This is a genomic window from Methylobacterium sp. 391_Methyba4 (assembly GCF_029691625.1).
Classification (GTDB): Bacteria; Pseudomonadota; Alphaproteobacteria; order Rhizobiales; family Beijerinckiaceae; genus Methylobacterium; species Methylobacterium fujisawaense.
The window spans coordinates 3,568,675-3,588,901 of record NZ_CP121475.1 but is presented as its reverse complement, the minus strand read 5'-3'; the positions used below and the strand labels follow the sequence as shown (position 1 = coordinate 3,588,901).

Below are 20,227 nucleotides of genomic sequence, written 5' to 3'. Positions count from 1 at the left end.
GTCGACGGCTGAAATGCTGCGCGTTCCTCGCCCAGGAGGCGAGTTACATGCGCGCATTCTCCACCGCATTTGAGCCCCATGAGATTGATCGGACGGAAAGCGACGTCCTGTGGCGCTCACAATTCGAACTTCAAAGGCACTTCGCTGGTAATCACCAGCACAGTGCAAGCCTCGACTCGTCGGTCCGGCCAAAATTTCAAAGGCCCGCGAGCATCCGTTCGCCGTAGGGCACGTGAGCCAACCTGATCCCACAGGTTTGCCTCCAGAGCGACTAATCGAAATCTGCCGGCCTCTACCGGCCAATCACGACACTGCAAGCGTTTGAGGCCCCTGCATCGTCGGGTCGATCGCGCATGTCTGCGATTCAACCCTTCGAGGCCGGAAAACAATCACCCGTCCCTAAACGGAAGGTTCATCCGACGTGTCGCCCGCCCCAGCAACCTTTGGCACAGCAGAACCGGCTCACCGCTGGCGCGAGCCCTTGCGTTCGATTGCCTCGCGTCGCCCGTCGGAGAAGCCCAGCCGCACCTCCGCTCGTCCGGTCATCGTCACAACCGAAAATCCCCGCGAAATCCTTTGCGAGAGCGAGCTTGAAGCCAAGGCGGCCTTTCTCCTGATGGCACGGCCCGATTGCACGTCAATTCAGGAGCAGCCCGATCCGGTCTCGTACCTCGATTACGAGGGAAAGCCGCGTAAGCACACTTTCGACTTCCTCATGATCCGTCGATCTGGGCAGCGCATCGCCATTGCCGTGAAGCCGTTGAAGCTCGCGATCAAGCGCGATCTCCAAGGGCTTCTGAAGCACATCGCCCGGCAGATGGACCCGGCGTTCGCGAGCGGCATCCTCCTCCTGACCGACGCGAATATCTCACCTGCCGTATTCCAGAACAGCAGGCTGATCCACGACGCACGCCGCCTTCCAGATCCGGAGATCGACGACCGCGTCCGCGCCGTCATCGCCACCCTCAAAGGCACCACGACCATCGATTGTATCGTTGCAACTGCGGGCCTCAATGGACACGACCAGGGCTTCTATGCCGTCGTCCGCGCAATTGGGAGCGGGGCGCTGGTAACGACCCGGAATGGGCTGATCGATCCAGGTATGTCTGTGCGCCGGGCTGCCGGAGGGACTTCATGAGCTCTCTGGCGCTTTCCGTCGGCCGCATCGCATACGGCAAGTTCGACCGCATCCGGAACGGCGCAGTGGCTTACACCTGCGTCGAGACGAACGAGGCCGGGCACCGCCTCCGGCGCGTCGACGACCCGAGCATGTTCGAGTCCTTCTCTCATCTCGAGATGGCGCAGATCGAAAGGTCACGTGCGTACCATTACGACAGGGATTGGTTCAACGAGGGCAAGGTCAAGGCGCGGCAGCGCAGCGGTGTCGAGAACTTCGCTGACATCCCCAAACGCGAACAGCCCAAGATCCTTTGGAAGAACGAGTACGTCGACCGCTTCATGCGCATGGTGTCGAAGGGCGAGGCCGATCGGTCGAACGCCGGCATGAAGGCGGCCATCGCCAAGATCGCCGTGGAGGTCAATCAGCTCGACTGCGCCACGATCGTCCGCCGAACCGACGAGAAGCGCAAGAAGGGTAAGCCGGTCCCGCTGCGCAAGGACGGCACCCCACGTAAGATCCGCTCGGGTACCGCGACGGTGCTGAGGGAGCCGCCCTCCTACCGCACGCTTCAGCGTTGGCTGGCGATCATGGAGGAGTGCGACTGGGCTCCCGAAGCGCTGCGCGACAAGTACAGGAATTGCGGCGACCGCACCGCGCGATTGGAGCCCGAGGCACACGAGAGCTTAGTCGAGACAGCACAGAAGTTCGCCACGCAGGCAAGGCCATCTCGCGCCATGCTGTACGACAAACTCGAAGCGCTGATCGGTGACAAGAACGCAGAGCGTGCCGTCGTCGGGCTCAATGCACTGGCTGTGCCGAGCAGGCGGCGCTTGTACGCCGAGATCAAGTCCCTCGATGCTTTTGAGGTTTACGCAGGCCGATACACGCTGGACGCAGCCTGCAAGAAGTTTGCAGCGGTCGAGGATGGACCAGCTGCCACGCGGATCGGCGAGCGCATTGAAATGGATGAGTGGCAGGTCAGCTTGCAAACGCTGCTGATCAAGTCTCGGGTGTGGAAGCACCTCGATCCCAAGACCCGTGAGGCTGTCGGACGCGCCCGTTGGTGGCTTTACGTCGCCATCGATCGGGCCAGTCGTTGCGTCCTTGGCATGCGCCTCGTCGAGACCCCGTGCGCCTCAGAGGCCGTCGCCACCGTCCGTATGATCATCAGCGACAAGTCGCAGCTATCAGAGGATAGCGACGCGCGGTCGAAGTGGCTCATGTCAACGGGCATTGGGACCATCGTCACCGACTGGGGTTCGGCATTCCGCGCCGAGGAAACTCGGCGCGCCGCACGGGCAATGGGCGCCACATTCGGCCATCCACCGGTCGGGAAACCACATCTGCGCGGTGTCGTCGAGAGGATCTTCTCAACGATCGAAACCCGGTTCACGGGCTACTTCACCGGTCGGACCTTCTCCAACGTCGTGCAGAAGGGCGACTACGATTCTGCGGCGAACGCGAGCGTCCCGCTCGATGTCCTCGCGCGCGGCCTCGTTCGCTTTGTAGTGGACGATTACCATAATAGGCCTCACGCCAACCTGGGCGGCGAGACGCCTTACAACGCGTGGCTCCGACTGCAACGGACGAATGGACGTCTTCCGGTCCCAGACACCCATACACAAAGGGCGGTCTTCGGCATCGAGACGACCTGTACGCTCGACAATTCAGGCGTCACGTTGCTCGGGTTGCGGTACCAGAATCGCGAAATCTTCGAGTGGTTCACCCACAAGGGCGTCACCGATGTACAAGCCAGGGTTGATCCGGAGGACATCGGTTATGTCTCGATCAAGCTTGGCGAGGATTGGGTAGCAGTCCCCTGTCTTAAGAGCGAGTTTCGTGGCACTCCGCTTGGCGTCTGGGAAGAAACGGCGGTCGACCTGCGGGCGCGCTTCACCAATCAGGCGCTCTTGTCCCGCCCTATTGTGCTCGCGGCCGTGCGCGACTTCTCCGCGATTGCCCGCGAATGCCAGCGCGAAGCCGGAATATCGGATGCATTGGATACGCCCGATTCTCTGCGTCGAGCACGCGAGGCGCTGGGCTACGGCTTTTCGCTGCCGGAGTGGGACGAGGTTGAACCGCTCGCCGGAGATGATCTTCTCGACGGGGTCATTCCGGTGACCGGCTCCGGCAACGATGCCGGCGAAGCAATCCCGACGCGGCCTGGAGACCCGGAACCGGCCCCGTCGTGGCGCATGAGTGGCCGGAATGGGGATACCCGATGAGCGACGTCTTCGGCTCGGGCCCCGAGGCACTGCGGGATCTGCTCGATGCCATGTCGCCAGCGGAGCGTGAGCGCCTCCACGTGATGGAGTTGGTCAAGTCACGCATCCTGAAGACGCCGGACCGGGACGACGAGACCGCCGAGATTTTCAGGAAACTCCTGGCGGATCTCGTCACGCGAATCGACGCCTCACGTGACCTGGGGCCCGGCAATCGAAGCGAGACACGCGCGCTGGTGCTGACCGGCAGGACGGGCGCCGGTAAGAGCTCGATGCTCTCACGCACGATCTCGGATCATCCCGCCTTCCCCGGGTTCGGCGTGCCCGCCTCCGGATGCCGAGCGGTTTCCGTGTTGACGCCCTCGCCTTGCAACCCAAAGGCGCTGGCCCTTGAGATCCTGCGCGTGCTCGGCTTTCCCATGGCGGCCGAACGTCCCGTGCCGGCAATCTGGAATCGGGTGCGCGATCGGCTCGAATTTCTTGGCAAGGTGGTTCTGCACCTCGACGAAATCCACAATGTGCTTGAGACCGCCAACAAGCGCGAGTTGATCCAGATCCGGACCCTTCTGAAGGGGTTCCTTGTATCGCCGACATGGCCGGTGGTGCTCGTGCTGTCCGGGCTGCCGGAGGTGATCCCCTTCTTCGAGGGGCTGAATGAACCCGAGGAAGACGGCACGCCTAACGCCGACACCAAGGGTGAGGTTCGCCGCCGTGCGGTATTCGTTGGCCTGCGCTCCCTGATGCTGCCGCTGGATGCCGCGATGACTGCGGCGGCGGTCACCGACATGGCCGGCGTGGCCGGGATGGGCGTCTCAGCGGACATCGAGGTCACGCTCGTGCCCCGCCTAATCCACGCGGCCCTGTACGAGCTCGGGACGACGATGCAAATCGCGCACGAGGCCATCGGACAGGCCTTCGACGCCAAGCCGCGGGCGACCACGCTCGGCATCGAGCATTTCAAGCTCGCCTACCGGGCCCGTACGGGCTGCTCGGACGCCGCCAACCCGTTCGTGGTGCCGAACTGGCGGAAGGTGGACTGCACACTGATCCTCCAGGCGACCGGCGATGCGTTCCCCGCCGCGCGCCGAGCGAAGGTCTTGCGATGAGGCTGGATCCGAGCTTCCCCCACACGCCCGGCGAGACCCCGGCGAGCTTCGTCTCCCGGCTGGCCCGCATCAACGGCTTGGCCTCGGGGCGGGAGCTCTGCAAGGACCTCGGCATCTCCTACGACGGCCTCGTCGCCGGGAAAACCGATTCTATCAGGCGCATCTGCGAGCTCACGGGGAGCGAGGTCGAGCCGCTCCTTTGCGAGGCGCGATCCCGGGACGGCAACCGATACCGCGTCCGGGGGCAGGCTCTCGTCGTCGCGAGCTTCGTGGGTGCGAACGTCCGCATCTGTCCGGCCTGTCTCGCCGAGGACGGTCGCACCACCCGGAACCGCACTCCGGGTTTCCTCGCCGCCTACGGGCGGACCGCTTGGACGGTCACGCATCTCCGCACCTGCCCGGACCACGAGGTTGCCCTGATCGACCTGCCAGGCACCTCCAGGGCCACCGTCCAGGATTTCGCGTCCGTCGTCGCGCCGTGGATTGATCGAGGGAGCAGCACGCGTTTGCAACCTCGTCAAAGGTCCCCCTCTGCCTTCGAGGCGTACCTCCTGGATCGGCTTGAAGGCCGTTCGATTGGCTGCTGGCTGGACGAGATGCCGTTCTACGCGGCCGCCAGGACCTGCGAGATGCTCGGTGCCGCAGCCATTTTCGGGCGGAAGGCGCGGCTCAAAACGCTCGGCACCGGCGACTGGGCCGCAGCGGGAGCGGAGGGGTTTGCCGCGATCTCGTCCGACTCGACAGCGCTCGATGAATTCCTGGCCAACCTTATCTCGACCTACCCGGGCGATAGGGCCACGCCCGTCGGGCCGATGGCTTGGTTTGGTCGCTTCTACGAGTGGCTGGACTACGTGACGACGGATCCCGCCTATGACCCGATACGAACCGCAATGGTTCGCTGCATCGCCGAGCGGGCATCCTTCAACCCGAACGAGCGAATGTTCGGCAAGCCAGTACCGTATCGCAAGGTGCACTCGCTGCGTTCTGCGGCACATGAGACCGGGCTTGATGCCAAGCGTCTCAGGAGGGCGCTCAATCACGCCGGGCACCTTGCACCGGGGCACGAGGGACTTCTTGATCATGAGGTCACATTCGACGCTTGCGCCGCGTCCGACCTGCTCCGATTGCTAGGGACGGTCCGTACGTTAGCTGACGTCGCCTCAGACCTGGACATATCCTGGATGCAGGCACGGCAGCTTCAACGCGCGGGCCATCTCCAAGTGCTGGACAAGGCGGTCACCGGAACATCGAGCCCTTGCTTCACCGCCGCGGAGGTCAAGGCCTTTCTGGCCAAGCTCCTCACTGGGGCTGAGGGAGTGGCGGTCGTGCCGAAGGGCGCCTGCGATCTTCGAGCGGCCTCCAAGCGGGCTCAGTGCAGCGTGGAGGACGTGGTGGGCTTGGTCGCCGGCGGGACCCTTGGCTGGGTGGGACACCTGGCCGGAGCGAACGGGCTCCGCTCCATCCTGATCGACGTCGCGGAGATCCGCGGGAGGGTGAGGCGCCCTGAACTGCAAGGCTACACCCGTCGTGAGGTCGAGCTGATGCTGGGCGTTCCAACCCGTACCGTGAAGGTCCTCATCGACAGAGGTTTCCTCCGCGCGAGCGTCCAGCGCCATCCTACCGTGCCGAGGGATATCGTGGTGATCGCCTCGGAAGAGGTTGGCCGGTTCCGTTCCCGGTACCTACGCATGTCAGATGTCGCCGGGCTGCTGGGCATTTCGGTGCCTTCGGTTCCGCGCTTGCTTCAGGATCGCGGGATCGAGCCGGCGCTATCCAAGGACGAATTCTACGCGACTTTCTTCGAGCGCAGGCTGATCAAGGCTTTGAAGGAAATAGGTGTCAAGCAGCGAAGTGCCGACCGCCACTCAGGTACTCAGGCTGAATGAGACATTCGCGGAGCTGGCAAGCCCTCCCTCTCATCGACGCTCCTGTACTTGGCGTGATCTGGCACTTGACCCGCGCCCTGGCGCTGCGTTTCGTTCAAAGCGCCGCCTAGGTGGCCGCTCAGTGGCGGACAAGCCTTTCACGTGTCGCCGCGCCTCCACGAGTTGCGAATAGGCTGGTGTCGATGGGATAGTGATCCGGGCGGCATCCATTTTGAGCACGTACCGCAAGAAAACGTCCCGGAGCTCGATGAAGCTGGCAGCTTGCACACGCCGACGGAGATCGTCCCTGACGGAGATGTCGTTGATGCCGGTCGTGAGCCCCATCTGCTCAACATAGACCGTCGACGACAGGACGAGTTCAATATGGGCTATTCCGCTCTCCTTGATCGTGATCTTGTCTGCCATCCCGACCTGCTTGAGGTTCGGGTCGAGCGCCTCAATCAGGCGGCGGTCGTAGAGTCGGCGTATGGCGTGCAGCACCAATTCCTGCGCAACGCCGCACCCCTCGAAATAGTCGCATAGGTCGGCCACAAGCCAGTGCGCGGCCTCGATGCTGTCGTCACGGTTGGTGTTCAAGCGCTGGCGTAGCACCCAGAGAATGTAAAACGCCAGCATTGGCGAGCCCGGCCGTTGCGGATTAGTTTCGAACACATTGGAAATGAACTCGTTCTCAGTCTCGGTGAAGCGGTCGTACTCCCCCTTGACCAGGGCACGATGCGTTCGGAACCGGTCGGTGGTGACGCTCGGCCCTCCGAATTTCGACTTGATAATTTCGTCGATCTTCACCTCGGGTGACAGGAAGATCCGCTCAGCCAGCTTCAGCATGCGACGGATATCGAAGTTGCCCAACCGTCCGATCAAGCCTGATACGTAGTCGTTCTCGACGAAGACCTTCTCTACCGCCTCGGCCAGCATCTGAAGGTTGTTGACCTCTACTTGGAACCCTTTGCGCGAAAAATATGACTTAGCGGCCTTTGGCTCTGCCTTGAGCTTCCCCTTCAGGAAGGCGACCCGGCGCGAGATGATCTCTTTGGCCTCCGGAACGGGCAAGTAGAAGCTCTTCGATGCATAGCTCTGCAACGCCCCTGCCTTGGACAGGCGCCACACGGTGCGATCTGTGATGGGCACGATATTGAACACCGGTGCCGCGCTCTCCAGCGAGTGGGCAAGTTGGTACACTGCGTCCTGCACCTCGACCGGAAACTGGTCGGTGTTATCAAAGATGAGACAGGGTAGCTTGCCGTGGCCGCGCGCCGCCCAGTCTAGCAGAAGACGCACATAAGTGTCCGGCTGCGTCTCGCGCCGGTTCTCCATGTGTTCTCCGAACTGTATCTTGAACTCGTCCTTGTCGCGTTCGTAGAGAGGCTTTCGCGCTCCGGTCGTCCAGCGCTTATATTCCTTGAAAAAGATGCCCTGGAGGTCATCGTAGGTCGGCGGGTCGTTGGCGCAGACCCCGGTCTCCAAGCGGTCGCGGAGCTGCAGAATTGCCCAGGACACGATGCGCTCAGGATCGCCGTGGTACTCGGCGAGGTCCACACGGGCGACGACGCAGCGCTCGCGAACGCTGAGAGGCAGGATCTGGTCAAAGAATCGGTCTACGAACGTCGATTTGCCGGATCCCTTATTGCCGATGAGCAGCACTGTCTCCGATCTGCCCGAGACCATCGCACGTTCCAGCTCCGCCTGAAGCGCCCCTCCGCTTCCCGTGCTAATGGCAGAGATATTGTTCAAGACTTTCTGTATTATTTTCTGCAGCTCAAGATCCGCTTTTCGGCTCTCGCCAGTCTCAACGAAACAGTCCCGCAGCATTTCTCGATCTTGGTCGTCCGAGAGACGAGAAAAGAACTGAGAGAACAGCAGAGAAGCGTCATGCGCGAGCGGGTCACGGGTGCGCATCCGCGCCTCGCTAGGCGGGAACACGTAGAAGTGCTGCTCGGCATCCCCGACCTTTCGCCCCTCGGCCTCATCGAGATGAGAAAGGTGGCGCCTCTCGACGACGGCAAGCGGACCCAGGAGCTCAGCAAACAGCCCGAAGTCCTCGATCACCGAGTTTAGATTGGGAAACAGAATGCCCCTGCACTCAAGAGGTGGCCGGCCATCCGTTCGCGTTCCCTTGAAGAAGAGCCAAGTTTCCCCATCGGTCACGACGGCCATGGGGGCGCCTTTCTCCCCCGCGTAGCCCAACGCTTGCCGCATCCCGGCAAGCAGAGGCTTTACAACCGGTCCAGCAAGGCTGACCACGGTCACGCGGTCGGCCTTCGTCGCCGGAGTGAGCAGGCCCGCTTTCTTGGCTTCGATGATGAGCGCATTGCGGCGCTCGCCGACCGTCAGGAGGTAATCGATGTACCCCGATTCGGTCGGTGGCTCCGTGAACACCGCCTCGTGCTTCCAGCCCAGCACCTCGAACAGGATGCGGTCGAGCGCCTTCAGACGCGTGTCGCTCTCGTTCGGTCCTTCGGCCAAGGCAGACCGGATGTTGGCCTCCAGCGCCTTAAGCCTCTCGAAGGCGCTATCGGTCATGTGTCCCATGCATCTCGCCCAACGCTTCGCCCGCCGCCTCTCGCTTCCTCGTCAGCTGCTCAAGGGCGAAGACGGAGCAAGGATGCCAAGCCTACGCTGACGCTGCAATGTGCAATCAGGTGCACTTCATGCGATTGGCATGTGCCACGCCGTACGCCTGCACACCCGCAGTCGGCGGTGACCAGTTGATCGACCAACAGCCTTATTGGGGCTCGGCCATCTCAAGGCCGTGGGTAGATCTGCCGATAGTTCGCATGGGGCATACCGAGCTTGTCGAGCTCGGTAGCAGGGCTGATGTAGGGCGAGATCGCCGTCAGCTCGGCGGCCAACTCATCTTCACGATCCATGTCCTCCGGCAGTGGGCCGTCATCGAGGTCCATCGTGTTAAACGCGACGACGATGTCGACGTCGCCTATGTCCGCCGATCCTCGCTCCAGGCTTCCATAAAGCTCTATGGACTTAATACGGACGCGCGAGTTCTCGTCAGCGTTCGCTCGATCAACCCAATCGAGTACCCGTTCGACGAGCTCCAAGCCCTCCTCTCGCGAGATGCGGGGGAGGTCTAGGTGGTTTGCCAAGCCCATTCCCTGATGCGTCGGGCACAGGCGCTCGGCGTCGATCCAACCCTCCTCGATCAGCGAACGATGAACCTCGTCGGCCTTGGCATCGGACAGGTTCAGTTCGTCGCGCACGTAGGTCCGCGTCATCCTGCGAAGGACGAACTTGGGCGCTGCGCCGGACAAATCGTACTCGGTGTCGGCTTCGTTGAAGGCCTTGAACATGTCTCGGACCCGGCGAGGGTCCAACGTGGCGATCTTAGGCGGCAAGATCATGGTGCGCGGCTCCTGAGCGCTCGGTTTCTACCCCACCATCTCCCACACGCCGGCTTCGCCCGCTGACGTAGGCGAGGCAGCGACCGACGAACAAGGGCTTGGAGCTACCGAGGCATCTGGTCCGCGCAGTGAACACCCTGGAAAGGCGGTGGTTTCAGCCCCCGACGATGCCAATGCGCCCGGCCGACAAACATTGACGCCCGTGGCCGACGTACCCGGCGCCATGCTCGATTTCGTGGGTTAGCTGGACCAATGACTTAGCTGGATCGACGCCGACAAACTTCGGCTATCAGCACACCTGAGCGCGGGGGATGATCCCCCCAACGTCGAAGCCTCCCGCTCCGCCTCGATCCGGCGTACCAGCCACACACTCTCTTCTCGGCGGTTTTCGGTTCCGGAGCGTTCCACTGCGAGGATGGGGTTCCAAGCCGTAGACCGACTGCATCGCTCGAAGGGGCTCCCTTGTTCGCGGTCGGAGCGGCCACGTAGGCTATCGACATCGAAGGACATGGATTGCGCGAAAAGGTGCGTGGATGATGTCGGCCAGGGCATCGAAACGAAGACGATCGATTTCCTTCGCGAACAGATGGCACGCGCAGGATCCGGCGGGTCGTCGGCAGTGAGGCGATGCTGATGACGGTCGCAAGAGCACGCACCGATCGTCAGGTCATCTCGGTCGACGGGGCTTCGGCCGGGCTCCCAGACCGTCGAGGGCGTCGCAGTTCGCCTAACCCTAGGCATAGTCCCGGATCATCGTGGCAGGGCTCGGGGAAAGCCTGATGCGGCTCTGGCCGGGCCCGATGTAGAAGATTGTCGCGACGGTCACCTTCCGAATTCGGGGCCGGGGTCCGGATCTCGCTTTTCGGCGGGTTTAATTCTACGGCGGCCGAGCCAAGTCAGGTGCCGTTTCGGGTCGTGCGCCTTGAGGACACCCGTCGAGATGTCCCCTACGCGTCATGGGAAGTGAAACCGTTCCGCTTGCCCTGGCATCCGCGTGGTCGCAGCCGAAGGCGATGGCTGCGGCGCCGATGCCGTTACAGGCGAGGAGGGCGTCGCGCTCGCGCGCGAAAGCAAAGCTTCGTCTCGAAGAGCACGCGCAGGGCCGAGCGCGCGTCCTGCTCGCCGCCGCGTGCGGTGTCGTGGTCGATGCTGCCATGGGGATCAGGGGTTCGACCTGATCCTGCTGTCGGAGGTCGTATACTGCCCCCGATGCCGGTGATGTCGTGCGCTTGGTGTATCGGGTCCGGAGTTGCCTGCAGCCGGGCGGCAGCGTCGTCTTGGTGCATTGGATGGGCGAGACGCACTACCCGCTCACCGGTGACGAGGCGGCGGAACTCTTCATCGGCGGCGCCAGCGCATTCGCGCGCGTCTCCGACCAGACCGGGACGGACCAATACCGGCTCGACGTCCTGGTCGGCCAAGAAGGGCAATCACGCCGGCGGCAGGTTGGCTCGAGACGCCGCGCCGCTACGGCCGGGTCAGCCGCGGCTTCCACTGGCTTATGGCGACCCTGTTCGCATGGCAGTTCGCGGGCGCGCTGCCGTATGTCGGCACCGGCGAAAACGTCCTCACGCGTTTCGTCGGAGGCAGCCACTTCACCCTTGGCTTCACCCTGTTCGTACTCGTGGTCCTGCGCTGGGCCTGGGGGCTGGCGAACCTGGTGCGCCGCCCACCGCCTCGGGGACGCCTGGGACGGGCTGCCGTGGCCGGTGACCTCCTCATCTACGCGCCGATGATGGTCGTGCCGGGGCTCCCGCTGAAGCGCCCATACGGGTCGATCAAGCCGTTCAGGCCCTACGGCATCCGCTCATGCGAGGGCGCGACGAGAGGATCGCCTGGATGGTCGTCCCCGGCGACCTGTTCCATCGTTGGCTCACCTTCGCGCTGCTCGCGATGGTGGACGGCCACGCGGGTATTGCCTTCCTTCACCAGGAGCTCCGGCACGAGGACGTGCCGGCGCGGATGGGCTGAGGCCAGGGGTCGGCCGTTGTCTCGATCCTCTCGATGAGCGAGTGCGTTCGGTCGCCACGACAGCACGCTGAAGCCGCAGGCACGGATGTTCACGGCCCACAAATCGAAATCGACGCCGGCTTCGTGGGACTCTGCCGAATCGGGATGGAGCCGCCCTCGACCGGGCCGGCACCTCCCGCCGGCAGGACGTGGATTCCGGCGATGTCAGGCCGTCCGCACGGTCGCGAGGAAGCGGGCGACCTCGCCCGAGAGGGTCTCGGACTGGCGCGACAGCTCGGAGGCGGAGGCCAACACCTGGGCCGCCGCCGCGCCCGTCTCCTCGGCCGTCCCGGCGACGCCGGCGATGTTGCCCGTCACCTCGGCGGTGCCCGCCGCAGCCTGGCCGACGTTGCGGACGATCTCCTGCGTCGCCGCGCCCTGCTCCTCGACGGCTGCCGCGATGGCGGTGGCAACGCCGTTGATCTGCCGGATGCGCTCCGTGATGGAGCCGATGGCCGAGACCGCATGCGCTGTCGAGGCCTGGATGCCGGCGATCTGCCCGGAGATCTCCTCGGTCGCACGCGCGGTCTGATTGGCGAGCTCCTTCACCTCGGCGGCCACGACCGCGAAGCCACGGCCGGACTCGCCTGCGCGGGCCGCCTCGATGGTGGCGTTCAACGCCAGCAGATTGGTCTGGCCCGCGATGTTCTGGATCAACCCGACCACGTCGCCGATGCGCGACACGGCGGCACTGAGCTCCTGCACCGACATGCCCGTCCGATCGGCTTCGGTCACGGCCCTTTGGGCGAGGTCCGCGGAGCCGGCGACCTGGCGCCCGATCTCCTGCACCGACGAGCCGAGTTCCTCGGAGGCCGCAGCGACCGTCGTGACGTTCGAGGCCGCCTCCTCGGCCGCGGCGGCGACGGCCGTCGACTGGGACGCGGTCTCGGCGGCGGCGGAGGACATGGTCCGGGCGGTTGCCTGCAGCTCCGTGGCGGCGGACGAGACCGTGCCGACGATGCCACCGACCGCGCGTTCGAAGCCGTCGGCCAGCTCCACCATGGTACGCCGCCGTTCCGCGGCGGCCGCCTCGTCGGCGATTCGTTGCACCTCGGCCTCCTCCGCCGCCTTTTGCGCGACCATGGCCTTGATGCCCCGGACCGCACGGCCGACCGCGCCGATCTCGTCGCCGCGCGCGGCTTCCGGGATGACGGCGTCGGTCTCGCCCCGAGCCATCCGCTCCAGGACGCCGACTAGGCCGTTCAGCGGGCGCGTGATCCCGAACACGGCGATAGCGCCGAGCAGTCCGAAGGCGGCCGTCAGGCCAAGTACGGCGACGAGGGTGAGGGTTTGCGTAGCCGCGGCGGCGACCTCGGCGGCCTGCCGCTTCTCCTCCTTTAGGGCGTCGACGTTCGCGTCCACGCGCTTCCGGGTCGCCTCCACGGCCTCGCGCCGAGCCGCCCTGCCGTCGCCGTTCGACAAGGCGGTCGCCGCCGTCACTTCGTTCCTCAGCACCATGTCGACCGCGGCCTTCGAGGTCGCGAGGAAGCGGTCCGCCAGCTCCTTAAGCTTCTCGTTGACGATGCGCCGCTCGGGCGTGTCCGACAGCTGCACCAGGTGGTCGACGGCTTCACGAGCCGCGCGCTCGTCCTCGGCGTGCTGACCGCGCAGCACCTGCCGGTTCGGACCGTCACCCTCGATGATGAGATTCTTCTCACGGATGGTGGCCTCGTCGATGGCCACCGCGAGTTGAAGGGACAGGATCGCGCGCTGGGCACTGCGGTCGACGATCTCCTGCGTATTGGCGTCGAGGCGGGTCAGGCTGCCCCGGGCAAGGAGGATCATGCCCGCCGAGACGGCGACGAGCACGAGGGAGGGTATCGCGAGCTTCGCGAGGAGCCTCAGGTTGTCGAGGAACTTCATCGGACACGACGGCTAGGGATCGGGGCGGTGGCCCGACGCGATCCCGCACGTGGGGCGCGCCATTAAGCCCGCGATAGGGTTAGCAACCCGTGAAGTGGTCGAGTTCCTGCCTTCATGCCGGCCCCGGGGGATTGTTGCCCGTCGCGTACGCAGGCCTCCGCGGGGATCTCGGAGCCGGCGATGCGCCCGAAGAGTTTGGTCTATGCCAGCGTCTGGTCCGCCAGGACCGCTTCTGGCCGGCCGACTCGATCGCCGCAGTCGCGGCATCACTCTGGCTGACATCGCCTCCGAAAAACGACGATCGCCGCTCGAAACGGCCTTGCTTCCGTCAACGAGCCGTGTCGCCATCTCGGGTGCCGGATAATCGGTATTTCGGCACGATTCCGACATGCTCGTCCGATGCGCTCGGATCTCCACCCTCGATCAGAGCCTGCCGATAGCGCGCTGCACTGCAGGGCGAGCTTCGACCGCAGCATACCAGCGCTCCACGTGGGGCGTTTCGGCTAGATCCACGTTCGCGAACTCCCGCCGCCAGACCCAGCCGAATTTGGCGATGTCGGCGATCGAGTACGTACCGGCGAGGTACTCGGCTTCGGCCAGGCGACCGTCGAGCACGTTGAGCGTCCGTCTGGCCTCGCCGTGGAAGCGCTCGATGGCGGCGGGGATCGGCTCGGGGGCGAGCTTCTGGAAGTAGCCCGACTGGCCGAAGGCGGGCCCTAGTCCGGCGGCGTGGAAGAACAGCCATTCGAACGCGCGCACCCGCGCATCGCCCTCGCGCGCCAGAAACCGACCGGACTTCTCGGCTAGGTAGACCAAGATCGCGGCGGACTCGGTGATGGTGAGCGGCTCGCCCCCCGGCCCCTCGCTGTCGACGATCACCGGCACCTTGCCGTTCGGGTTGAGCGTCTGGAACCAGGAAGCCTTCTGCTCGCCCTGGCGGATGTTGACGGGATGGTAGACGTAGTCCACCCCGAGTTCTTCGAGCAGGATGGGAACCTTGACGCTATTGGGCGTGGCGAAGGCGTAGAGGTCGATCATGGCCCGTGTTCCGTCTTGAGGAGAGGCGCGAGCAGCGGCTGCGTCAGTGGACCCAGCCGCCGGTGAACGGGAAGACCTGCCCGACGAGGAAATCGCTCTCCGGGCCGGCGAGCGTCAGCAGGAAGGTCGCGGCCTCGCGCGCCGTGGCGAGCCGGCCTGCCGGCACGCCCCGCATCCGCTCCTGGAACTCGCTCGTCGTCTGGTAGGCGGGCGGGAAGTAGGTCGGGTTCTCCACGAAGGTCTGCGCGGTGGCGTTCACCTGCACATTGTGGGGGGCGGCTTCCATCGCCACGCTCCGAACGTAGCCGTGCTGGGCCGCGCGCGCGGCAGAATAGACCGCCCGGCGCGGCACCCCGCGCAGGGCCGCCCCCGCGCCCACCACGACGATCTTGCCGGAGTGCCGCGCGATCATCTGCGGTAGAACCGCGCGCACGAGTCGGTGCAGGGGGCGCACCATGCGATCGAGCATCAGGTCCAGTTCTGCGTCGTCGCTCTCGATCGCGAGCCGCCCCAGCGCCGGGGCGGCGAGGTTGGCCACGAGCACGTCGACGTGGCCGGCCTGCGCGATCAGCTCGGCGGCAGCCTGCGGCGCGGTGAGATCGCGCCGGTCGACCAGCACCTCGGCACCGGCCTCCCGGAAGACGACGGCGATCTCTGGTCCGATCAGCTCGTCGCAGTCGGTCACCACCACGCGTCGTCCGGAGAGCCTTTGCATGATTGTCGTCCTCCCATAGGGCAATGCTCAGATCGCGGCCTTGCCGATCGAGGCGCCGCCGTCGACGAACAGGGTCTGGCCGGTGATGAAGGCCGCGTCCTCAGAGAGCAGGAAGGCTATGGCGGCCGCGATCTCGTCCGGCTTGGCGAAGCGGCGCATCGGCACCGCGGCGAGGTAGCGCGCCTCGCCTCCGCTGCCCGGCGGATTGCCGGCGCGGAACAGCTCGGTCTCGGTGGGACCGGGGGCGACCGCATTGACGGTGATGCCGGTCGCGGCCAGTTCCAGCGCCCACCCGCGGGTGAAGCTCACGAGCCCCGCCTTGGCCGCGGCGTAGGCGGTACGCTCGGGCACGCCGAGCACGGTCAGGCTAGCGATGTTGACGACCCGCCCCCAGCCCCGCTCCCTCATGCCCGGCAGCGCCGCCTGCGCGGTCTGCACGGTGGTGCGCAGGTTGAGATCGAGCACAGCGGCGAGGTCGCTCAGGTCTACCGCGCCGATCGGCGCCGGTCTTACCAGGCCGACATTGTTGACCACCGCATCGATTGCATGGTCGGCGAGCACGCGGTCGAGCGCCGCCTGGGTCGCTGCGGCATCGGCGAGGTCGACCTCCACCACCCTGCCTGGAAAGTCGGGCGCGGCATTGCGGGCGAGACCGACCACCGCTTCCCCCGTCGCCGCGAGGCGGTGGGAAAGCGCGAGGCCGATGCCCTTGGTGGCGCCGGTGATGAGAATGGTGCGCGGCATCGGCCCGGCTCCCTTCAAGCAGCTTGAAGCCGCGCCGCGCGCAGCGCCGGGATCAGCGCTTCGGGCTCCGGACGCTGCGTGTAGTCGGGATTGACCTCGGCGTAGGCGACGCGGCCGTCCTGCCCGATGGCGAAGCGGCCCGGCATCGGCAGCGTCCAGCTCTCGTCGCCGTTGACGAGCGGCAGGTTGTTGCCGAGCTGTTTGTAGAGAACGACGAGGTAATCAGGCAGCGCGAACTTCAGACCGAACGCCTGGGCGACCTGATTGCCGGGATCCGACAGGATCGGGAAGCCGAGCTTGTTCTCGCGTTGCGAGCGGCGGCTGTTCGCCGGCTTCTGCGGCGAGACGGCGACGAGCGTCGCGCCCTCGGCCTCGAAGGCGGGCCGCGCCGCTTCGAGCGCCTGGAGCTCGAGGTTGCAGTAGGGACACCAGACGCCGCGGTAGAAGCTCAGCACCAGCGGGCCTTTGGCCAGGAGTTCGGTCGAGGAGACCGGCGCGCCGTCGGGGTCGTCGAGAGTGAACGCAGGGGCCTTGTCGCCGACCGTGAGCGCACGTCCGGCCGCGCCCGATGCGATCAGCTCGGCAGAGGCGCGCTCCATGATCGGATGGACGAAGGCGGGGGCGTTGAACGGCGGCCTACCGGAGCGGAAGTCGGCCTTGAACGCATCGAGACGGGCTTGAAGCGACATGGGTGTTCTCCGGGAAGAATGTGCCGACCCCGAAAGGGGGAGCCGGGGTCGGCGCCGGGGTCGAACCGGCGAGGGCGGGAGGCCGGCTGGCAGGGGACGGGTCAGGCCGCGACGCGGCTGGAGCCGGGCTTGGTCCACTCGGCGCCCTTCATGAAGGGGTCGAGCTGAGTGTGGACGATGTGGTTGGTGTAGTTCGAGAGCAGCTTCGTGCCCGCGCCCAGCACCACCTCCAGCACGTTCTGCTGCGTGTAGCCGGCCGCCAGGAACGCTTCGACAGCGGCGTCGCCGACGAAGCCGCGCTCGCGCACCACCAGGCCCGTGAACACGTGCAGCGCTTCCAATTTCGCGTCGGGGATCTCGGTCCCGTTGCGGATCGCCTGCACGATCGGGTCGGCGATCTTGCCCATCTGCGCCAGCTTGGTGTGGCCGGCCATGCAGTAGTGGCACTCGTTCTCGTAGTTCGAGGTCAGGTAGACGACCTGCTGCTCGGTGGGCGTCAGCGTGGTCTTGGAGAACAGGTCCCACAGCGCGGAGTAGCCGGCGAGCAGCTCGGGGCTGGTCGCCATGTTGGCCTGCAGGTTGGGCACGAAGCCGAACGCCTTCTTGACGCCCTCGAGCGTCGCCTTCGAGGCGTCGGGGGCGCTCTCGGCGGTGTGGACGGGGAACGTGGTCATGACGAGTCCTTCCGGCGGTGTCTCGGGGCTGGGCGTCCATCGCCCGGCACGACCGCTAGCTAAGCCCCTCGTCTGACGGCGATAACGCCGTGCGTCGGACTAGAGTCCATTCCAGCTCGGCATGAATGACTTCAACGCGGCGTGAGTTCGGGATCGCGCTCGAAGGCGGCGACGAGAAAATCCACGAAGGCGCGCAGCTTGCCGGGCGGGCGGCGCCCGTCGGGGTGGAGAGCGTGGATAGGTGTCCGCTCGCCGGGCCAGGCGGCGAGCACCTCGACGAGCCGACCCTTCGCGAGGTCCGACGAGAACAGCCAGCGCGGCGCCTGCGCCAGCCCCAGTGCCATGAGAGCGGCCATACGGACATGCTCGGCGTCGTTGGTGCGCAGGATCCCCTTCGGCCAGTGTTCGACCCGGTCCTCGCCAACGCGGAAGCTCCAGGGGCGTACCTGACGCTGGAACACGAATCCGATGCAGGCGTGGCGATCGAGGTCGTGCGGGCCCGCCGGCGAACCATGCGCATCGAGATAGGCGGGCGACGCGACAGTGACGCGCTGGGTGACCGCAATCTTCCGGGCGACCAGCGCGGAGTCGGCGAGCTCGCCGATGCGGATCGCGAGGTCGACGCCGTCCTCGACCAGGTCGACGAAGCGATCGGAGACCAACGTCTCCACCTGTACGTCGGGATAGCGCGCATGGAAGGCGGGGATGAGCGGCACGATCTGCATCCGTCCGAACCCCGCCGACAGGCTGACGCGCAAAAGCCCCGACGGCCGGCTCTGCCCGGCGCCGACAAGTGACTCGGCCGCCTCGAGATCCGACAGGAGCTTCACCCCGGCCTCGTAGAAGGCCTGCCCCGCTTCCGTCAGCGTCAGGCTTCGCGAGGTGCGGTGCATCAGCTGCGCGCCGAGGTGCTGTTCCAGAGCGGCCACCTGCTTCGACACCGCCGGCTGGCCGATGTTCGCCTCGCGCGCGACCGCGGAGAAGCTGCCGCTCTCCGCCACGCGCACGAACAACCTGATCGCCTCCAGCCGGTCCATCTCTCATCCTCCGGGAATAGGTGGAATGCCAGTAGGCCGCCTTCCGGGCCAGTCCTTTTCCGCCGAGATGGGCTGCAACGCTTTACCGTTGGAGCCTGTCATGTCGCCACTGTTCGCGCCTGCTTGCGTCGGACCTTACGTCCTCGACCATCGCGTCGTGATGGCCCCGCTCACCCGGATGCGCGCGGGGCCAGGTGAGGTGCCGACCGCCCTGATGGCGAGCTATTATGCCCAGCGCGCCACGCCCGGCGGCCTCCTGATCAGCGAGGCCACGCCCGTCTCCCCGACCGGCTTCGGCTACGCGCATACGCCCGGCATCTTCACTAAGACGCAGGTCGCTGGTTGGCGGCCGATCACCGAGGCGGTGCATGCGCGCGGCGGGCGCATCTTCCTCCAGCTTTGGCATGTCGGCCGGCAGTCGCATCCCGATCTGCAGCCCGGCGGCGTGCTGCCGGTCGCGCCCTCGGCGCTTCCTGCGGGCGGGACGGCGGTGACCGCCACGGGGCCGAAGCCACACCCGGTTCCGCGCGCGCTGGAACTGGACGAGATCGCGGGCGTGGTCGCCGATTTCCGCCAGGGCGCGGCCTACGCGCTCGCCGCCGGCTTCGACGGCGTCGAAATCCACGGCGCCAACGGCTACCTGCCCGATCAATTCCTGCAGGACGGCTCGAACAAGCGCACCGACGCCTATGGCGGTCCGATCGCCAACCGTGCCCGATTCCTTCTGGAGATCACGGAAGCGGCTGCCGCCGTCTGGGGCGGCGACCGCGTCGGCGTCCGGATCTCCCCCTCCGGCGAATACGGCGCGATGTCGGATAGCGACCCGAGCGCCACCTTCGGCCATGTCGCCGAGGCGCTGAATGCGTTCGGCCTCGCCTATCTGCACGTCGTCGAGCCGCGCATCCGCGGCAACGACACGGTCGACGCGGGCGCGCCCCCGGTCGCAACGCAGGAGCTGCGCCGCATCTTCAAAGGACCGATCGTCGCCGCCGGCGGCTTCGACAAGGCGAGCGCCGAGGCCGTCGTCGCCGCCGGCGAGGCTGACCTCGTCGCGTTCGGACGGCGGTTCATCTCCAACCCTGACCTCGTGCGCCGCTTGCGCGAAGATCTGCCGCTCAGCCCCTACGACCGCTCGACCTTCTGCGGCGGCGATTGGCGCGGTTACACCGACTATCCGCCCTACACCGCACAGCGCGCCGCCTAGTCTTGGGAGCGGGACCGCGCCGGCCGTCGGGCGTATGGACGGTTCGCCTGGACGACCGACGCGGCGGCGGCGCCGCGGCAGGATCGCATCGTCAGGATGGTCATGGGGTCGCTCGGCCGGCTGCCTCCGCGGACCGACGCCCCTGGCACGCGGACGCATGGCGCCGAGCGCTCCGGCGTGACCCGCGGCGCGGTGCCGATCGCCCCAGCCGCTCGACGACGACATCGAACTTCCACGGCGTCGCGTCCGAGTAGACTATCAGCGGCTGCGGCAGGCCGAATGACACGCAACACCGGCCGGGTGGCCAGTCCACTGCAGGAACTCGTCGGCGGTAGGTATCGCCGCCCGGGACCAGCAGGATCACCGCGTCCTTCCATTGTAGGGACAGCGTCATCGATCATCCGTTGCCTTGTCTGGCTTGCCGACGGCCCGGGCCATCCGGGGCGTGGTCGACCGCCCGTTCGAGGAGCCGGAGCGGGACATTCTTGCCTTCATCACGACCACGAAGACCGATCCGAAGCCGTACCGGTGGGTGAAGTCGGCCGATGCCATTCCGACCGGCGTCG

15 protein-coding genes and 1 pseudogene are annotated in these 20,227 nt (G+C 65.9%); 7 read left to right on the top strand and 9 right to left on the bottom strand.

The annotated features are described in order from the left end of the window. The first annotated feature begins 421 nt into the window (after positions 1-421). Genes P9K36_RS16775 through P9K36_RS16760 form a run of 4 tightly spaced genes read left to right on the top strand, consistent with a single transcriptional unit; the run spans position 422 to position 6,334 of the window. Complete coding sequence (locus tag P9K36_RS16775; protein WP_206407131.1) at positions 422-1,138, top strand: hypothetical protein; 717 nt, start codon at positions 422-424, stop codon at positions 1,136-1,138. Beyond that, positions 1,135-3,345, top strand: a complete 2,211-nt coding sequence (locus P9K36_RS16770) for a hypothetical protein (RefSeq protein ID WP_278305564.1) — start codon at positions 1,135-1,137, stop codon at positions 3,343-3,345. The genes P9K36_RS16775 and P9K36_RS16770 overlap by 4 nt, the downstream gene beginning before the upstream one ends. Continuing rightward, on the top strand, positions 3,342-4,448 hold the full coding sequence (locus tag P9K36_RS16765) for a TniB family NTP-binding protein (protein WP_278305563.1): 1,107 nt from the start codon (positions 3,342-3,344) through the stop codon (positions 4,446-4,448). The genes P9K36_RS16770 and P9K36_RS16765 overlap by 4 nt, the downstream gene beginning before the upstream one ends. After that, the gene (locus tag P9K36_RS16760) at positions 4,445-6,334 is read left to right on the top strand and encodes a TniQ family protein (RefSeq protein ID WP_278305562.1); all 1,890 of its coding nucleotides are present in this window, start codon (positions 4,445-4,447) and stop codon (positions 6,332-6,334) included. The genes P9K36_RS16765 and P9K36_RS16760 overlap by 4 nt, the downstream gene beginning before the upstream one ends. A gap of 30 nt (positions 6,335-6,364) precedes the next feature. Here the strand turns inward: P9K36_RS16760 and P9K36_RS16755 are convergent, their stop codons facing one another. Further along, the gene (locus tag P9K36_RS16755) at positions 6,365-8,854 is read right to left on the bottom strand and encodes an ATP-binding protein (protein ID WP_278305561.1); all 2,490 of its coding nucleotides are present in this window, start codon (positions 8,852-8,854) and stop codon (positions 6,365-6,367) included. 221 nt (positions 8,855-9,075) lie between these two features. Further along, on the bottom strand, positions 9,076-9,636 hold the full coding sequence (locus tag P9K36_RS16750; protein WP_278305560.1) for a hypothetical protein: 561 nt from the start codon (positions 9,634-9,636) through the stop codon (positions 9,076-9,078). Between the two features lie 1,552 nt (positions 9,637-11,188). On the opposite strand from P9K36_RS16750, the pseudogene P9K36_RS16745 reads away from it, so the two are divergent. Then, a pseudogene (locus tag P9K36_RS16745) lies at positions 11,189-11,380 on the top strand (cytochrome b); the annotation flags it as partial. Between the two features lie 146 nt (positions 11,381-11,526). Further along, positions 11,527-11,658: a hypothetical protein gene (locus tag P9K36_RS16740; RefSeq protein WP_278307336.1), complete on the top strand. Its 132-nt coding sequence runs from the start codon at positions 11,527-11,529 to the stop codon at positions 11,656-11,658. Positions 11,659-11,862: 204 nt separating this feature from the next. Here the strand turns inward: P9K36_RS16740 and P9K36_RS16735 are convergent, their stop codons facing one another. From P9K36_RS16735 to P9K36_RS16705, 7 genes are all read right to left on the bottom strand, one after another. Continuing rightward, positions 11,863-13,560 (bottom strand): methyl-accepting chemotaxis protein, encoded by a 1,698-nt coding sequence (locus P9K36_RS16735; protein ID WP_278305559.1) that lies wholly within the window; start codon positions 13,558-13,560, stop codon positions 11,863-11,865. A 423-nt stretch (positions 13,561-13,983) separates the two neighbouring features. Then, positions 13,984-14,598: a glutathione S-transferase N-terminal domain-containing protein gene (locus tag P9K36_RS16730; RefSeq protein WP_278305558.1), complete on the bottom strand. Its 615-nt coding sequence runs from the start codon at positions 14,596-14,598 to the stop codon at positions 13,984-13,986. 43 nt (positions 14,599-14,641) lie between these two features. Next, positions 14,642-15,313: an SDR family oxidoreductase gene (locus tag P9K36_RS16725; RefSeq protein ID WP_278305557.1), complete on the bottom strand. Its 672-nt coding sequence runs from the start codon at positions 15,311-15,313 to the stop codon at positions 14,642-14,644. Between the two features lie 27 nt (positions 15,314-15,340). Further along, the gene (locus P9K36_RS16720; protein ID WP_278305556.1) at positions 15,341-16,057 is read right to left on the bottom strand and encodes an SDR family oxidoreductase; all 717 of its coding nucleotides are present in this window, start codon (positions 16,055-16,057) and stop codon (positions 15,341-15,343) included. 14 nt (positions 16,058-16,071) lie between these two features. Next, the gene (locus P9K36_RS16715) at positions 16,072-16,746 is read right to left on the bottom strand and encodes a peroxiredoxin-like family protein (RefSeq protein WP_278305555.1); all 675 of its coding nucleotides are present in this window, start codon (positions 16,744-16,746) and stop codon (positions 16,072-16,074) included. A gap of 101 nt (positions 16,747-16,847) precedes the next feature. Continuing rightward, the gene (locus P9K36_RS16710) at positions 16,848-17,420 is read right to left on the bottom strand and encodes a carboxymuconolactone decarboxylase family protein (protein ID WP_278305554.1); all 573 of its coding nucleotides are present in this window, start codon (positions 17,418-17,420) and stop codon (positions 16,848-16,850) included. Between the two features lie 131 nt (positions 17,421-17,551). After that, positions 17,552-18,457: a LysR family transcriptional regulator gene (locus P9K36_RS16705; protein WP_278305553.1), complete on the bottom strand. Its 906-nt coding sequence runs from the start codon at positions 18,455-18,457 to the stop codon at positions 17,552-17,554. Positions 18,458-18,557: 100 nt separating this feature from the next. Here P9K36_RS16705 and P9K36_RS16700 point away from each other — a divergent pair, with 100 nt between their 5' ends. Further along, entirely contained in the window at positions 18,558-19,661 is a 1,104-nt protein-coding gene (locus tag P9K36_RS16700; protein ID WP_278307294.1) for an alkene reductase, read from the top strand. The last annotated feature ends 566 nt before the right edge of the window (positions 19,662-20,227 follow it).

What these genes read in the sequence shown, in the direction of transcription:
- P9K36_RS16730 (WP_278305558.1), bottom strand. Translation starts at nt 14,598, where the DNA reads ATGATCGACCTCTACGCCTTCGCCACGCCCAATAGCGTCAAGGTTCCC.
- P9K36_RS16740 (WP_278307336.1), top strand. Translation starts at nt 11,527, where the DNA reads ATGGTCGTCCCCGGCGACCTGTTCCATCGTTGGCTCACCTTCGCGCTG.
- P9K36_RS16770 (WP_278305564.1), top strand. Translation starts at nt 1,135, where the DNA reads ATGAGCTCTCTGGCGCTTTCCGTCGGCCGCATCGCATACGGCAAGTTC.
- P9K36_RS16715 (WP_278305555.1), bottom strand. Translation starts at nt 16,746, where the DNA reads ATGTCGCTTCAAGCCCGTCTCGATGCGTTCAAGGCCGACTTCCGCTCC.
- P9K36_RS16750 (WP_278305560.1), bottom strand. Translation starts at nt 9,636, where the DNA reads ATGTTCAAGGCCTTCAACGAAGCCGACACCGAGTACGATTTGTCCGGC.
- P9K36_RS16760 (WP_278305562.1), top strand. Translation starts at nt 4,445, where the DNA reads ATGAGGCTGGATCCGAGCTTCCCCCACACGCCCGGCGAGACCCCGGCG.
- P9K36_RS16710 (WP_278305554.1), bottom strand. Translation starts at nt 17,420, where the DNA reads ATGACCACGTTCCCCGTCCACACCGCCGAGAGCGCCCCCGACGCCTCG.
- P9K36_RS16720 (WP_278305556.1), bottom strand. Translation starts at nt 16,057, where the DNA reads ATGCCGCGCACCATTCTCATCACCGGCGCCACCAAGGGCATCGGCCTC.
- P9K36_RS16700 (WP_278307294.1), top strand. Translation starts at nt 18,558, where the DNA reads ATGTCGCCACTGTTCGCGCCTGCTTGCGTCGGACCTTACGTCCTCGAC.
- P9K36_RS16735 (WP_278305559.1), bottom strand. Translation starts at nt 13,560, where the DNA reads ATGAAGTTCCTCGACAACCTGAGGCTCCTCGCGAAGCTCGCGATACCC.
- P9K36_RS16705 (WP_278305553.1), bottom strand. Translation starts at nt 18,457, where the DNA reads ATGGACCGGCTGGAGGCGATCAGGTTGTTCGTGCGCGTGGCGGAGAGC.
- P9K36_RS16765 (WP_278305563.1), top strand. Translation starts at nt 3,342, where the DNA reads ATGAGCGACGTCTTCGGCTCGGGCCCCGAGGCACTGCGGGATCTGCTC.
- P9K36_RS16725 (WP_278305557.1), bottom strand. Translation starts at nt 15,313, where the DNA reads ATGCAAAGGCTCTCCGGACGACGCGTGGTGGTGACCGACTGCGACGAG.
- P9K36_RS16755 (WP_278305561.1), bottom strand. Translation starts at nt 8,854, where the DNA reads ATGACCGATAGCGCCTTCGAGAGGCTTAAGGCGCTGGAGGCCAACATC.